The following is a 14,841-nucleotide window of genomic DNA, read 5'->3' as shown; positions in this document are numbered from 1 at the left end:
GCATCAAAGGATACCAAAATCAGCTTCTTTTTTTTCATCGCAACTCCTTTTTTATCCTTTCACAGCCCCTGCTGTCAAGCCTCCGATAATCTGCTTCTGCATCAGAATATAGAATATCATGATTGGCAGCATGGAGATCAGGAATGAGGCAAAAATCAAACCAAAATCCGTCTGATATGCTGTTTTAAAGTTATATACATAAAGGATCAGCGTCCAAAACCTGGACGATTTATTGAGCACCAGCAGGGGTAACTGGAAATCATTCCATACCCACAGCGCATTCTGGATTGCCACCGTGGCAAGGATTGGCTTCATAAGGGGCAGAATTACCTTGCTGTAGGTTCCGAAAAAGCCTGCTCCGTCTATATAGGCAGCTTCCTCCATGTCCGGCGGGATAGACTGAAGATAACCGGCGCACAGGAATACGCCCTCACAGGTAGAACCGGCGATGTACAGCACGATAATTCCCGGCACGTTCATCATTCCCAGCTTGCTGGCGATCATGATTAAAGGAATCATTTTCGCCTGGAAGGGGACAAAGAGACCGATAATCAAAAAGTAGTAAAAAAACCGGAGAAAACGGTTATTAGCCATGGTCCGGGATACACCGTAGGCTGTCAGCGGCAATGTTACCGTACTGATAAACAGGAAAACGCCTGCAATCACAACAGAGTTTAAGAACGCATATTTCAGCTCATTTTTTGCAAACAGGGTTTTAAAATTATCCAGGTACAGCGGAACCGGAATGGAAAACCAGCTTTCCGCGATCTGAAGATTTGACTTAAAAGCAGTCATTACCACCAGGATCATCGGAAGGAAAATCAGGACAGAGCCTGACACCAGGATCCCGTACTTCACTGCATTTAGTATTTTACGTTGGTTCATGCCATACCCTCCTAATAGATGCGCTTCCTGTTGGACCAGACAATCTGGATAAATGAAACGGTGCAGACGATCACTGCCAGTATCAGGGCCTCTGCCATGGCCACACTAAGGCGGCGTTCCACAAAGCCATGGTTATAGATCAGCATTGCCATGCTTTCCGTGGATCCTGCCGGCCCCCCCTGGGTCATGGACATAATCAGGTCAAATACCATGAGCCCCTGCTTTAAGGTCAGCACAAATACCATGGTAATGGTTGGAACCAGAAACGGCAGGGTGATAAACCGGAATTTATTCCATGCTGTAGCCCCATCCAGGCTTGCAGATTCCTCCAACTCCCTGGGAACGGTCTGAAGCCCTGCAAGAAACAGTACCGTGGGAATGGCCAGGCCCTGCCATATGGCTACGAACAGGATGGCATACATGGCGGTATCCGGCTTTGACAAAAGGCTGATCTCCCAGCTTTCAAAGCCAAGGTTTGCACCAAGCTGGGGCAGGCCCTTTGTGATAATGCTGTTAAACACCAGTCCCATGGTAAGCAGCGGAAGCACTGCCGGAAAGAAGAACACAGAACGGAACACGGTCTTGCCCTGTAGGCTGCTGTTTAAGATAATTGCAAGTATCAGGCTTAAAGACACGATGAATATAACCAGGAGAGCGCTGTACTTTACATTGAACATTACGGTTTTCAAGAAACGGGAATTACTGAATACTGCCCGGTAGTTCTCAAGCCCCACAAAGTTCAGCTTTTTGTTGATTCCGTTATAATCAGTGAAGCTGTAAATGATTCCGCCAATGATCGGGGCAATAAAAAAGATCACATAGACAATTGCCTGCGGAATTGCAAATAGGCTCAAAATAATGGACTGTTTTTTTATAAAACGTCATCCTTTTGTTTTGGCTGTTCATTTTCTGTCTCCCTCTATCAGAGTGCGGCCACCGTTAATAGGAGTTACCGGGAAACGGCAGCCGCATCACATAGCACATACCGGCACCAATACAGATTACGGCTGCTTATTGTTCATTTGCAAAATACTCGATACTGATAGAATCACTGTCCTTTAAAAACGCATCCACATCCTTGGAAAGGATCATCTGCTGCAGGGGAGCTTCCCAGCTCTTGCGAAAGCCTGCCGGCCAATATACGGATGGGCTGAAGAACATATCTCCTGCTTTCAGCTTCTCGCTCATGGTCTGAAGCTGCGGGCGCTTGTAATCTACGGTCTTGATAACAGATGGATTCTTCTCCGTGTCTGCATAATACTGTGCGGTCTCTTTGGAGCCCATGAATTCCAGGAACTTAAGGGCTGCCTCCTTGTTCTTGCAGCTTTCTGTAATGGAAAGCGCCGTATCAATGCTGGCAGGAATCTTGCTGGCTTCTCCCGTAGGATTGGGGATGGTTATCATTTCAATATCCAGATTCGGATTTAAGTTAAGGATCGTCTGAATGCCCCAGCTTCCATAAAAGATCATGGCTGCCTTTTCTGTGGCGATATCGTTGAACGCATCCTCATAGCCTGCTCCCAGGGTATCCTTCTGTCCGTATTGGCGAAGCTTTAGCATGGCATCGGCCAGTACCTTCATCTCCTTTTCATTTTCCCAGGTTGTCTCTTTTTTTCCCACTTTCTCAAATTGAGAAGTAATGTCGTTGTTGATCACGCCAATAAGCCTCTCTGCCATCTGTCCCAGCTGCTCTGTGGATTTGTCGTAAAATGCAAAAGGCTGGATCCCTTTTGCCTGGAATGCTTCGGCTGCTGCAATCAGCTCTTCCCAGGTCTGCGGCTTCTCGATGCCGTTATCCTCAAACAGCTTATTATTAACAATGAGGCCGTAAGCGCTCATTGTCATGGAAAGTGCGTAATCCTTGCCGTCATATTTGGCAATCTCTCTTGTTTCGTCTGCCACATCGTTTAAGAACGCCTGGTCGGAAATATCCATCAGGGCTCCGTCTCTCATCAGATCCCGGTAAAATTTTTCCGCCGGCCAGATGGTCACAATGTCCGGGTAATCATTAGAAGCAATTCTTGTAACAAGAGCTGTCTCCGGATCCGGTACACTTGTCAGCTCAATCTTGATTCCAGGGTTCTGCTCTTCGAAACGGGTAGTCAATTCCTGAAAAACATCCACTACGTTTGTTTTCTGCAGATATAACTCCAGGGTGACCTGGTCCCCCTCTGCTTTGGTTTCCTTTGCCTTAGCAGTCTCCCCTGTTGAAGTGGCTGTCTCCTCAGTTGATTTGTCAGGTGCTGGTTCGCTTTTACCGCAGCCGGCCAAAAGTGAACAGACCAGGCCTAAAGATAACGCGAAAACTCCAATTCTTTTCTTCATGATTGATTCTCCTCCTTTTTGGTGATAGGTTTTCATGGACTTTATGTAGATGGCATCATCTTAGCAAGTTTTCCTTATCAAGTCAATAGGAAATTTGAAGTTTTTTTGTAAATTTTGTATCTTTTCCATTCTGATTATTGATTTTATTCGTACCATTTCACCACTATACTATCAAAGCTTTAAAAATATATTTACATTTATTTCATAATGGCGTATAATACCTTTATGAAATTAGTAATTATTCCTTACTTTCTTTTTCCATGGAATGTACTAAATAAGATTTCATTTTCAGGAGGAGCTTATGAAACAGCCGAATATTGTTCTAATTATGTGCGACCAGATGCGAGGGGACTGTATGGGAGTTGCAGGACACCCGGATGTTCAGACGCCGTATCTGGATTCCCTGGCCGCAGAGGGCACCTATTTCCCCAATGCCTACGCTTCCTGTCCAAGCTGCATCCCTTCCAGAGCCGCCCTGTTTACAGGAATGAGCCAGGAGCGCCACGGCCGGGTGGGCTATCAGGACGGAATTGATTGGGATTATCCCCACATGCTTCCCCAGGTTTTATCCCGCCACGGCTATCATACGGAAGCGGTGGGAAAACTTCACGTTCATCCGCCCCTTCGCCGCTGCGGCTTCCATAACCTGACCCTTCACGACGGATATATCGGCTTTTACCGCAGGCCCAGTCTTCCCACCCGGCAAAACCAGCTTTATGGTGACAGCTATTTAAAATGGCTGAAAGACCGGTACGGGAATGCAGCGGATGTCAATGATACCGGCCTGGAATGCAATTCCTTCATTGCTTCGCCCTGGGTATATGACAGCATGTCCCATCCCACCAACTGGACGGTTACAGAAAGTATCCGTTTCCTGGAAAAGCGGGATCCTGACTTGCCCTTTTTCCTCATGACCTCCTTCGTAAGGCCCCATCCCCCTTAGACGCTCCCTCGGAATATTTTGACATCTACCGGAGCAGGGAGCTGGCGCCTCCTGCAATGGGGACCTGGGAGGATTTTTCCCATAAAGCAAAAGATTATGAAGGGCTTTACGACTCTCCTTACGGAACAAAAAAATGATAAGCTTAAGCAGGATGCCATGATCGGCTACTATGCCTGCATTACTCATATGGATCACCAGATTGGGCGGCTTTTGCAGGCTCTTTACAGGGAAGAACTTTTAGAGGACAGCATTCTGATCTTCCTCTCCGATCATGGAGAGCTGCTGTTTGATCACGGCCTGTTCCGGAAAGTACAGCCTTACCAGGGCAGCATCCGGATTCCCATGATCGTTCGTGTGGGAAAGAACCTGTTTCCAGACAGGACCCAGATTCCGGTTTCCAGGGACCTGGTGGAATTAAGGGACATCATGCCAACCATCCTGGATTCCCTGAACCTTCCTGTTCCGGATGAGGCCGATGGGCAAAGCTTTTTCTCCTCTTTGTTTGGAGAAAACGGCTTTGACAGGGAATACTTACACGGCGAACACAGCGGCGGGGAAATATCAAACCACTTTATCGTCACCCCCACGGACAAATATATCTGGTACAGCCAGACCGGTGAAGAGCATTATTTCCGGCTGGATCAGGACCCAAAGGAGCTTTGCGACCTGATCCATGATCCCGGCTGCCGGGAACGGATCGACTGCCTGAGAAGCCGTCTCATCGAAGCCTTAAAGGACCGGGAGGAAGGCTATTCCGACGGCATTTCCCTGATCCCGGGGAAAAAGCCGGTGTTTAAGCTGACAAACATATCTCATAAATAGGAGCGCATATGAAAAAAACAGTAAATCTCAGCCATGTCCGCACAATTAATCAAAGGGCTATCCTGGACGCCATTTTTCAGAAAGGTGACACTTCCAAGGCCCAATTGGCCCGCATGCTGAACATGAGCAAGCCATCCATGGCCGACAATGTGGCAGCTCTTTTACAAATCGGCATTATTAAAGAGATCGGCGAAGGAGCTTGTTCCAGCGGAGGCGGCAGAAAACCGACACTTCTTCGTTTCTGCGATAATTTTAAATATATTATTGTGATGGATTTTCAATATCAGCATTCATATTTCTGCTTAAGCGACTTAAGAGGTGCCATCATCAACCAGTTTACCATCCAGCAGACCCCCACCGCTGATTTGAGTTCCTGGATCACCATGTGCATCAATGCAGTATCCATGCTGTTGGCCTCCCAGTGCATTACCCACCAGGACCTGGCAGCTATTGCCGTATCCGCTCCCGGTATCCTCAATGACAATGATAAAAATTATATTGTCAGTTCCAAATACGGGGATTTTAACGTGGGGCTGATAGAGGAACGCCTTACAGAGGCTTTTCCTGTCCCTGTCCTGATAAAAACAGCGCCAACGCTTCCGTTCTGGGGGAATGGTGCTGCGGCGGAGGCCAGGACTGCAGTCATTTAGCTTTATAAGCTGCGGCCAGGGCGTGGGTGCGGGTATCCTGTTAAACGGGAGGCTGCACGAGGGAAACCATCTGGCGGCAGGTGAAATCGGTTTTTGCATCACCCCGGAAAGCCTTACCTCAAATAACACTTCCCTGGAAAACAGAATCTGCATTGACTCCATACTCAGGCAGCTTAACAGTGACAGCCAAAGCGAGTCCGTCACCTTCCCTGATATGATCAAAGGCTACCAGGTCCAGGATCCCCAGGTGACCGCCCTGGTAGACCGTATCAGCACGGAGTTAGGCTGCGCAGTCTGCAACCTTTTGTCCGTCATTGACTGCGAACTGGTGATCATCGGCGGCGACTACCTGGCTTTTGAGGAACAGCTGATCCCAAGGATACAAAAAATCGTTGACGATCACGCTGCTATCCCAGTTCCTGTCATCCCGTCAAGGCTGGGAGAAAAGGCATCTGTGCTGGGTCTGATTGCCACCAGCCGGGAATTTTATTTTAAGCAGATTTGTACCAGGACCGCCGGGGAGGAGCAATGAAAAAGCATCGTATCCTATTCCTTTTATGCTGGATCGCTTATTTTTCCACCTATATCGGACGGCAGAACTACACTGCCTCCATGTCGGAAATCATTGCTGCAGAGGGCTATTTAAACCGCACCTGCGGACTGGTGGGCACCGGCTTTTTCATCACTTATGGGCTGGGGCAGATTATCAGCGGGTTTCTGGGGGACCGTTTTTCTCCCAAATGGATGATTTTCACAGGGATCTTTCTTTCCTCCCTGTCCAACCTTTCCATGTGCTTTCTTACCTCGCCGGAAGCTATGACAGCGGTCTGGTGCGTCAACGGGGCCGCCCAGTCCATGACCTGGTCCCCCCTGCTGCGCATCTTCTCGGAATACCTTCCGGAAGAGGAACAGAAAACGGCCTGTGTCAATATTGCCACCACTTATCCGGCAGCCGTATTCCTCATCTATCCCCTATGTTCCTTTCTGATCTATGTTTCCGGGTGGAGGATGGTATTTCTGGTATCCGGCGGCTTTATGCTGGCAGTATCCCTTCTCTGGGTATTAGGATTTACCAGGCTGGAAGGATTATATCAAAAAAAGGCACGCAGCTTAAACCTGAAGTCTCTGGACCAGTACGGCACCAATACACAGGCCTTCCGGGTTACAGGGAGCCTGATCCTGCTCCTGTCTCTGGCCGGCTTTCTTCTGACCATCCAGGGAGCCCTGCGGGACGGGGTGACCGGCTGGGTTCCCTCCTACCTTTCCAATACCTATGAGGTAGGAACCTTTATTGCCATCTTTGCCACCGCCTTTCTCCCGTTTATCAACCTGTTTGGCGTATACTTTGCCAATCTGATTTACCGGAAAGGGAAGAAAAATGAATTGGAAACTACGGCGATCCTGTTTGTGATCTCATTCTTTTCAATTCTCTTTTTGATAATTTTTGAAGGGGTATCCCTGGTTTTATCCCTGGTTTTCTTTGCTGTGACAACCTCCTGTATGATGGGCATCAACGTGATGCTGGTCAGCTTTATCCCTTCCTATTTTATCCGTTTCGGCAAGGTATCCACCATCTCCGGCCTGCTCAATTCCACGGTCTATATAGGAAGCAGCCTGGCCGTCTATGGGCTGGAAGCTCTGGCGGATTCCGCGGGCTGGTCCTTTATCCTGAAGTTTTTATGCATGGTAGCGGTCGTGGGAATCCTGGGAAGCTTGATATGTGTTCCACGATGGAGGAAATTTCTGGCAGAGAACAGATAGCCGAATTTTGTATAATTGAAATTGATGATATACAGGTTTCTGTGCAATATGCAAACCAAAGCTGGATAATCTCAGCAAAAATAACTAAAAAGCAACCACATTCACAGTGGTTGCTTTTTTGAACATTATCCCCACAATCATAAGGTTCTCCTGCTAAGATTTTGAACGCGTCTGGCAAATGCCTTTATAACACAAAAACAACGTAGGAATATGAGAATCATCTCTTCTACGTTGTTTTCACGATATCACAAATAATTAAAAGGACCTGCGGTTTGCCCGGTCCTTTTCTTTTTAAACTCTGGACAGATATTCACCTGTACGTGTATCAATCTTGATCTTGTCACCCTGATCTACAAATAAGGGAACATATACTACTGCACCAGTCTCAACCGTAGCTGGCTTTGTAGCTCCCTGAGCGGTATCACCCTTGAATCCCGGCTCTGTATCTGTAATAACTAACTCCACGAATAATGGAGGCTCTATAGAGTATACCTTACCATTATAAGAACATACCTTAACCGTCTCATTCTCTTTCACAAACTTTAACGCATCACCGATCACATCTGGAGATAACGCTATCTGCTCATAGGTGTTCGTATCCATAAAGTTATGAAGATCTCCATCAGCATACAGATACTGCATGTCAAATCTATCGATTCTTGCCTGTGGGAACTTCTCTGTCGGGCGGAATGTGCGCTCGTTAATGCCGCCGTTTAACACATCTTTAATCTTAGTTCTTACGAATGCAGCACCCTTTCCAGGTTTTACATGCTGGAACTCCATAATCTGATAAACAGTACCCTCGATCTCCAATGTGATACCGTTTCTAAAATCACCCGCTGATATCATAAATGATATTCCTCCTTGAATTTCTCTTCTTAACCTTTTATATTCTATACTATAACAAATACATTTTCAACCGTTTTTTACAAATATCTCCCTTTTCTTTGAATCAGAGCGGTTATTTTCCTGTTAAAAAAATCCATTGCCAGGGCATATCCTTTAAGCCCCAGACCAACCACCTGACCGGTACAAACAGGAGCAGTCACCGATGTATGGCGGAACTCCTCCCTTTTATGGACATTGGATATATGGACTTCAACCTTAAGCATCTCCACAGAACCCAGGGCATCTCTTATGGCATAGCTGTAATGGGTAAATGCTCCGGGATTGATGATAATCTTCTGTTCCATTGTGATACGCCTCCTGAATCTTGTCAATGATTCCGCCTTCATAATTGCTCTGATAGACTTCCAGCTCATGACCTTCTCTCTGGGCTTTCTCTTCCAGCATGGATACCAGTGCATGATAATCCTCTGTTCCGTATATCCCTTTTTCACGAATTCCCAAAAAATTCAGATTCGGTCCGTTTAATACAAGAATTTTCATATTCCTTCTACCACCTTTCAATCCATGCTTTATGGGCATAAAAATACCAAAGGTGTTTCTTCCTGTCAGCAAGTCATGGATCTCTTATTGTAATTTCCTGTATGCCCGGATCAGCCGGCTTGTCCGGACCGTCTCATCCGTATTATAACCTGCCAGGTTGTCTTTTACCCGCCAGGAATTTTATTTTACCTGTATGCTGTTCACTTTTTTTTCTTTTCTTATCCCTGCGGTAAAAATATAGTACAACTGCTTCTAAATATCTCTTTAAAACGATTTGGATTTCTTCCTTCGGATGAATCGGCTTAACCAGAATGCTGCGGATCCCGGCTCTCTTGGCCCCATAAACATCGGTAAAAAGCTGATCTCCCACAAAAACCGTATGTTTCGCATCCGTTCCCATGAGTTTCATCGCTCTTTGATATCCTTTTCTTCCGGGCTTGTTTCCATTATAAATGTAGCGGGAACCACCCGCAGCCCTGGCAAAGGTAGCCACTCTCGGCTCTTTGTTATTAGAAAGAAGGCAGGTTTCCATCCCAAGCTCATGCAGACGTAAAAACAGCTTCTTTGCCCTTTCATCTGCAGGCGCATCATGGGGCACCAGAGTATTGTCAATATCAAAAATCACGCCTCTGATCCCGTTCTTATATAATTTTTCAAAGGATATGTCATATGCAGAAGCTGCATCTTCATCCGGATAAAATACCTTAAACATAAATCTCCTACTTTTTTAACAATTTTCCTATTTCTTCCATAAAGGTACTCACGTCTTTAAATTCCCTGTATACGGAAGCAAAGCGCACATAGGCCACCTCATCAACTTCCTGCAGCTTTTTCATGACAAGCTCTCCGATCACCGTGCTTTCTACTTCCCTTTCCTCACGGTTAAAAACCTGGGTCTCTATCTCATCTACCATGGAATCAATCTGCTGGGATGATACCGGCCGCTTATGGCAGGAATGAAGAATTCCTGATTCTATTTTGGAACGGTCATAAACTTCTCTGGAATTATCCTTTTTAATTACCATGAGAGGCATGGTCTCCAGCTTCTCATAGGTGGTAAACCGCTTTCCGCATTTCTCACACTGTCTGCGGCGTCTGATTGAGCTGTTGTCGTCTGCCGGCCGGGAATCAATGACCTTTGTATCTGCTTCATTGCAAAATGGGCATTTCACGTTTCTGGTCCTCCTGTCTTACGGACTGTATTATTATTGGCATAATTTACTTAATAAATGCAAAGGCAATTGAAATTGAACTTAGTAAATCAGCCGTTCGATGAGCCAAAGGCGAATCGAATTACCTGTATATATCATAACTTACAATCCAAAGTTCTGCAAGCCCATCCTCCCTATATCCCGCATCTTTCCGTTGCTTTCTCCAAATCCACGTTTACAAGGATGATGTCTGGCCCTACCTGCCTTATGTCGCAGAAGGGAATCACATATTCTCTCTCCCTGACTAAAAAGCCGCAAAAGCACCCTGGTCCTGGTACGATAATGGCTATAAGGCAGCCTGTTTCCATGTCAAAATCCACATCACCAACATAACCGAGGCGTCTGCAGTCACAGATATTAATTACTTCCTTTTGTTTGAGATCGCAAATTCGCATAGATACACCTCCTTAGTATATTCTATGCGTACCCCCTTTGTATGACACGGTTCTACCACTGATTTTCCTGGTTCCACATGGACTCATAGGAGACTTCTTCGCCTGTTTTAGGGGAATTATAGGAAAGCCGCTCCTTAAGATCCAGATAATACTCTGTCAGGGTGGCGTGAATATAGGGCTGATCCAGAGGAAGCCGACTCCCATGGAAAAGTATCCCAGGACTATCATCCCAATGAAGCTTATAGAAAGGTAAAAAAAGACCTCCCTTATTGCCCTTCATCATGGCCGCGCTTTCCTTAAGACTCCCAAATACCCTCTGATCCGGAGACTCGATTAAAAGAAACATGGACTGGGATAAATACAGCATTGTAATAAAACTTCCAATGAGCAGAAGCAGGTACGTAAGTACCAGCAATACCACCATGACCGGTATATAATCAGTGATGAATGCTACAAAGAGTACTACAAAGTAGGGAATCCCCCATGCAAATCCTATCAAAAGATTTATAAAATAAAGTCCTATAAACCTATGAGGCTTGTTCTGAAAAGCAAAGAGCAGATCAGACAGTCTGGCGGTTTGGCCAGTGCTCATATTCAGATAAAACTTAAGTACACCCGGCTTTAAAAGACCGTATACAGAGAGAATTACCAGGAAGGATAAATAAACTCCTGCCTTCATGACCACATATCCTGCTGATATGCCGCGTACGCCGTCATTAAAAGGATCTCTCACCAAGCCCAAAGAAAATGACGTTAAAATATACACCAGAGATATTGCCAGAAGAATGGCAAATTCAATAAACTGGATACCAATGCACAGGCCGTATCTGCCTTTCAAGGTCCGCTTTGCACGCATTTTAAGTTCTGATGATGAAGTTTTCACGAAAGCGCACCTCCTAATCCCAAGTCACTTATTGCCACAGCTCCAATAAATATGATAACAACTAATACAACCAGCACAAATGCAATGGAGGAAGTAATAAGGCCTGCCTTTGCATAGCCTTCAAACCTGTCTTCCGTCTTAGAAAGCAGGGCAAACAATATCCCAAGGCTTCCAAAAATCAAGCCTCCGTAACAGCAGCAGGAGGTAATAATCCCAAGAATCCCCATGACCAGAGAAGCAAGTGCCATATTGTTCTGGGCTGGCCTCTCAGGCTGCTTATATCCTGCATCGCGATCCAAATCCTGGGGTTCCTGCCAGGAACCATCTTGATTATCCTGATCCATTTCTATCATCTCCTTTTTTGTCATAATATGGGCTTATCAGAAGATGCAACGCAGCTTCTGATAAAAGGCAGCATTCTCTGCTGCCGTCCATCCGATTATGGTCACGTCCTTGCGACCACAATATGACAATTATACAATAATTTCCATTATCTGTAAAATTAATATTTTCTGCCATCAACCTTTTGCCTCAAAAAGCCGCTATGGAAGCGGCACAAAGCTGTCTCCATAACGGCTATTTATCATTGCTGCAAAAATCTCTTATTTAGAAAGAAGGAACTACTGCACCATCGTAGGTATCTTCAAGAAACTTTTTTAATGGTATCGCTTGTCAAAGCCTCAACAAGGGCTTTTGTCTTCTCACTGCTTTCCTCTCCCGCACGTACTGCAATAATATTACTGTAACGGGTTGCTGCCACAGACTTGGCATCCTCAACAGCCAGAGCATCAGATACCTTTAAGCCTGCCTCAATGGCGTAGTTTCCATTGATAACAGCCACATCCACATCACCTAAGGAACGGGGAAGCTGAGCTGCTTCTACTTCAACGATTTTAAAATTCTTTTCATTCTTTACAATATCATTCTTGGTTGCATCAAGCTCTACGCCTTCCTTTAATTCAATCAGGCCCTGGTCTGCCAGTAAAAGAAGAGCTCTTGCTTCGTTGGAAACGTCATTTGGAACTGCGATCTGGGCTCCGTCAGCAAGCTTATCAATGGAATCGGTCTTTCCTGCATAAATGCCGAAGGGCTCATAATGAATGGCTGCCGCACTTACAAGATCGGTTCCTTTTTCCTCATTAAACTGATCCATATATGGCTTGTGCTGGAAATAGTTCGCATCTAAGTCTCCGGATTCAAGAGCCAGGTTTGGCTGCACATAATCCGTATACTCCTTGACAACCAGCTCAAAGCCTTTTTCTTTCAGGATATCTTTTGCAGCATTTAAAATCTCTGCATGAGGAGAAGGAGTTGCGCCGGCAACGATTTTCTCCAGTTCACCGGATGCTTCTGCTGCCGTTGTTTCTTCTGCATTTGTTTCCTCAGATGATGCAGCCTGTGTTGCCCCAGTTGTTTCCGGTGCTCCCTTACTTCCTGAGCATGCGGTCAGCGCTCCTGCTACTAACAGTGCTGCCGTAAGTACATAAAGTGATTTTTTTCATAATTTTTCCTCCTTAAATTTTTTTATGGTAACGCCTTAGGCAGTTACTATTTAATTCTCTTGTCGCTCACTCTGGAAAATTTCATTCCCGCTTCCTGGATAACCTGTACAATGATGACAAGAATTGCTACGGTAATGAACATCATCTCCGTCTGATAGCGATAATATCCGTATTTAATTGCAATATCTCCAAGTCCGCCTCCGCCTACAAAGCCTGACATGGCGGAATAGGCCAGTATGGTGGTAATACAAAGGGCTGCTCCCACTAAAAGTGAAGGCTTTGCCTCCGGAAGAAGGACCTTCCAAATGATTTGAAAGGTGGAGGAACCCATGGATTTTGCCGCTTCGATCACACCTGGATCCACTTCCTTAAAGGAGGCTTCCACGACTCTTGCTACATAGGGTGCGGAAGCTATTACCAAAGGCGGGATCACAGCCGTTGCTCCCAGGGTAGTACCCACAATAGCCTTTGTAATAGGAAGCACCATAATAAGTAAGATGATAAACGGCACGGAACGGAGCAGGTTTATAACAAGCCCCAGTATCCGCTGAAACCAGGGGATAGGGTAAATCCCGTCTTTATCCGTAACGACCAGTATAATGCCTAAGGGGATTCCAATCAGGTATGAAAAAAAGGATGAGGTAAATGTCATGTACAAGCTTTCCCATATGCCTGTTTTAAGCATCTGCAAAACGGTTGCATCAAAGATCATAATCCTTCACCTCCTCATGTGTGATTCCCGCTGTCTTCAAATAATTAAGAATCCTGGTTTGATCCACTTCCTCCTCCGGAAGCTGGATGACCATCTGTCCCATAGCGGTTCCGTTAATATCCCTGGTCTCTGCATGCATAATGTTTACCGGGACCTTACAGGCCAATATCATATTGGCAAGTACCGGTTCAAAGGAAGACCGTCCGTCAAAGGAAATCCGGACCCTTCTGGAGCCGCCGAAGCAGCTGACCCGTTCCGCTGCATCCCCTAAAATAAGCTGTCTGCCGATCTTCGACTTTGGCTCAGAGAATATTTCCGTAACGCTTCCCACCTCTGCGATATGGCTCTGGTCAATGATCGCGACCCGGTCACAAATGGCTTCTATTACCGACATCTCATGGGTGATAACAACTACGGTAACCCCCATGGACTTATTAATATCCTTTAAAAGTCCAAGTATGGATTTTGTGGTATTCGGATCCAAAGCGCTTGTAGCCTCATCGCAAAGGAGAACCTTGGGATTGGTTGCCAGGGCTCTTGCAATGGCGACTCTTTGCTTCTGTCCTCCTGACAGCTGGGCCGGATAAGCCTTGGCCCGGTCCTTTAACCCAACGATTTCCAAAAGCTCCATAGCTCTTTTTAATCCTTCCTTTTTCGGGACCTTGGCGATTTCCAGAGGAAAACAGACATTTTGTAAGATGTTTCTTTGGGCCAGCAGGTTGAACTGCTGAAAAATCATTCCCATGGACTGTCTGGCCAGTCTCTGCTCCTTCGGCCGCATAGCGGTCAGGCTCTTGTTTTCAAAAAGTACATCTCCGGATGTTGGTATTTCAAGATAATTGATACAGCGGACCAAAGTACTTTTTCCGGCTCCGCTTAAACCGATAATTCCAAATATCTCCCCCTGTTCAATAGACAGGTTGATATCGTCCAGGGCCTTAATCGGGCCGTTAGCGGTACGAAACTCTTTTCCAAGTCCCACCAGCTGGATAATAGGTTCTGCTGACTGCATATATCCATTTCCTTTCTTCATTCCTGCCCATCTTTCTGGGCATAAAGGGTTGTTTCTTTAAGGTACAAAAAGGCCGCAAGCCCTGCACAGACTTGCGACCTTTAAAATTTCCGCGTTTTGCTGCTCTCAGCGAATTCCAATCACAATCCATACAAATGAAATGATTATCGTATTTTTATGCACTCTGATACACGACACATCATCATACACATGCCGCTCATCTGGTTCATATTCATCTGCATGGTTTTCCACTGGTTCATGGCAGCTACTCCTCCCACTGATTCCTATAGGCAAACTAGGAATTCCTTTATGAGGCGTATTTTACGCTCTCTTCCTGTTTTTGTCAATACT

At 45.8% G+C, this 14,841-nt stretch carries 17 protein-coding genes and 1 pseudogene; 5 read left to right on the top strand and 13 right to left on the bottom strand.

Going from position 1 to position 14,841, the window contains the following annotated elements:
* Window positions 1-51: 51 nt before the first annotated feature.
* From JCM10519_RS09240 to JCM10519_RS09230, 3 genes are all read right to left on the bottom strand, one after another.
* A complete protein-coding gene (locus JCM10519_RS09240; RefSeq protein WP_054738741.1) occupies window positions 52-885 on the bottom strand; it encodes an ABC transporter permease subunit in 834 nt (277 codons plus the stop codon).
* An 11-nt stretch (window positions 886-896) separates the two neighbouring features.
* The gene (locus JCM10519_RS09235) at window positions 897-1,703 is read right to left on the bottom strand and encodes a sugar ABC transporter permease (RefSeq protein WP_347843656.1); all 807 of its coding nucleotides are present in this window, start codon (window positions 1,701-1,703) and stop codon (window positions 897-899) included.
* Between the two features lie 193 nt (window positions 1,704-1,896).
* Window positions 1,897-3,210 (bottom strand): extracellular solute-binding protein, encoded by a 1,314-nt coding sequence (locus tag JCM10519_RS09230; protein ID WP_054738737.1) that lies wholly within the window; start codon window positions 3,208-3,210, stop codon window positions 1,897-1,899.
* 301 nt (window positions 3,211-3,511) lie between these two features.
* Here JCM10519_RS09230 and JCM10519_RS28280 point away from each other — a divergent pair, with 301 nt between their 5' ends.
* From JCM10519_RS28280 to JCM10519_RS09210, 5 genes are all read left to right on the top strand, one after another.
* A complete protein-coding gene (locus JCM10519_RS28280) occupies window positions 3,512-4,153 on the top strand; it encodes a sulfatase-like hydrolase/transferase (RefSeq protein WP_347843655.1) in 642 nt (213 codons plus the stop codon).
* A gap of 96 nt (window positions 4,154-4,249) precedes the next feature.
* Window positions 4,250-4,975: a sulfatase-like hydrolase/transferase gene (locus tag JCM10519_RS28275; RefSeq protein ID WP_347843654.1), complete on the top strand. Its 726-nt coding sequence runs from the start codon at window positions 4,250-4,252 to the stop codon at window positions 4,973-4,975.
* A gap of 8 nt (window positions 4,976-4,983) precedes the next feature.
* Complete coding sequence (locus tag JCM10519_RS09220) at window positions 4,984-5,625, top strand: winged helix-turn-helix transcriptional regulator (protein ID WP_054738735.1); 642 nt, start codon at window positions 4,984-4,986, stop codon at window positions 5,623-5,625.
* Complete coding sequence (locus tag JCM10519_RS09215; RefSeq protein WP_054738733.1) at window positions 5,588-6,157, top strand: ROK family protein; 570 nt, start codon at window positions 5,588-5,590, stop codon at window positions 6,155-6,157. Before JCM10519_RS09220 ends, JCM10519_RS09215 begins: the two co-directional genes overlap by 38 nt.
* Window positions 6,154-7,386 carry an MFS transporter gene (locus JCM10519_RS09210; RefSeq protein WP_054738732.1) on the top strand — a complete coding sequence of 411 codons (1,233 nt, stop codon included), beginning with the start codon at window positions 6,154-6,156 and terminating at the stop codon, window positions 7,384-7,386. The genes JCM10519_RS09215 and JCM10519_RS09210 overlap by 4 nt, the downstream gene beginning before the upstream one ends.
* A gap of 291 nt (window positions 7,387-7,677) precedes the next feature.
* On the opposite strand, the gene efp is transcribed toward JCM10519_RS09210, so the two are convergent.
* The 10 genes and pseudogenes from efp to JCM10519_RS09155 form a co-directional block, all read right to left on the bottom strand.
* Complete coding sequence (gene efp / locus JCM10519_RS09205; protein WP_054738730.1) at window positions 7,678-8,235, bottom strand: elongation factor P; 558 nt, start codon at window positions 8,233-8,235, stop codon at window positions 7,678-7,680.
* Between the two features lie 77 nt (window positions 8,236-8,312).
* Window positions 8,313-8,775: pseudogene (gene aroQ / locus JCM10519_RS09200) on the bottom strand (type II 3-dehydroquinate dehydratase).
* A gap of 142 nt (window positions 8,776-8,917) precedes the next feature.
* A complete protein-coding gene (locus JCM10519_RS09195; protein ID WP_054738728.1) occupies window positions 8,918-9,487 on the bottom strand; it encodes a YqeG family HAD IIIA-type phosphatase in 570 nt (189 codons plus the stop codon).
* Between the two features lie 7 nt (window positions 9,488-9,494).
* Window positions 9,495-9,947 (bottom strand): transcriptional regulator NrdR, encoded by a 453-nt coding sequence (gene nrdR, locus JCM10519_RS09190; RefSeq protein WP_054738727.1) that lies wholly within the window; start codon window positions 9,945-9,947, stop codon window positions 9,495-9,497.
* A 173-nt stretch (window positions 9,948-10,120) separates the two neighbouring features.
* Window positions 10,121-10,381: a YlmC/YmxH family sporulation protein gene (locus tag JCM10519_RS09185; protein ID WP_054738725.1), complete on the bottom strand. Its 261-nt coding sequence runs from the start codon at window positions 10,379-10,381 to the stop codon at window positions 10,121-10,123.
* 52 nt (window positions 10,382-10,433) lie between these two features.
* On the bottom strand, window positions 10,434-11,264 hold the full coding sequence (locus JCM10519_RS09180; RefSeq protein WP_054738723.1) for a DUF975 family protein: 831 nt from the start codon (window positions 11,262-11,264) through the stop codon (window positions 10,434-10,436).
* Entirely contained in the window at window positions 11,261-11,608 is a 348-nt protein-coding gene (locus JCM10519_RS09175) for a hypothetical protein (protein ID WP_054738721.1), read from the bottom strand. Before JCM10519_RS09175 ends, JCM10519_RS09180 begins: the two co-directional genes overlap by 4 nt.
* A 299-nt stretch (window positions 11,609-11,907) precedes the next feature.
* Window positions 11,908-12,531, bottom strand: coding sequence for a MetQ/NlpA family ABC transporter substrate-binding protein (locus JCM10519_RS09165; RefSeq protein ID WP_347843699.1), 624 nt, complete (start codon window positions 12,529-12,531; stop codon window positions 11,908-11,910).
* 281 nt (window positions 12,532-12,812) lie between these two features.
* Window positions 12,813-13,478, bottom strand: coding sequence for an ABC transporter permease subunit (locus tag JCM10519_RS09160; protein ID WP_054738717.1), 666 nt, complete (start codon window positions 13,476-13,478; stop codon window positions 12,813-12,815).
* Window positions 13,468-14,490 (bottom strand): ATP-binding cassette domain-containing protein, encoded by a 1,023-nt coding sequence (locus JCM10519_RS09155; RefSeq protein ID WP_054738808.1) that lies wholly within the window; start codon window positions 14,488-14,490, stop codon window positions 13,468-13,470. The genes JCM10519_RS09160 and JCM10519_RS09155 overlap by 11 nt, the downstream gene beginning before the upstream one ends.
* Window positions 14,491-14,841 lie beyond the last annotated feature (351 nt).

It is taken from the genome of Clostridium sp. NkU-1 (assembly GCA_001312405.1).
Note: the sequence above shows the minus strand (reverse complement) of the source record. Positions and strands in the feature narration are given on the sequence as shown.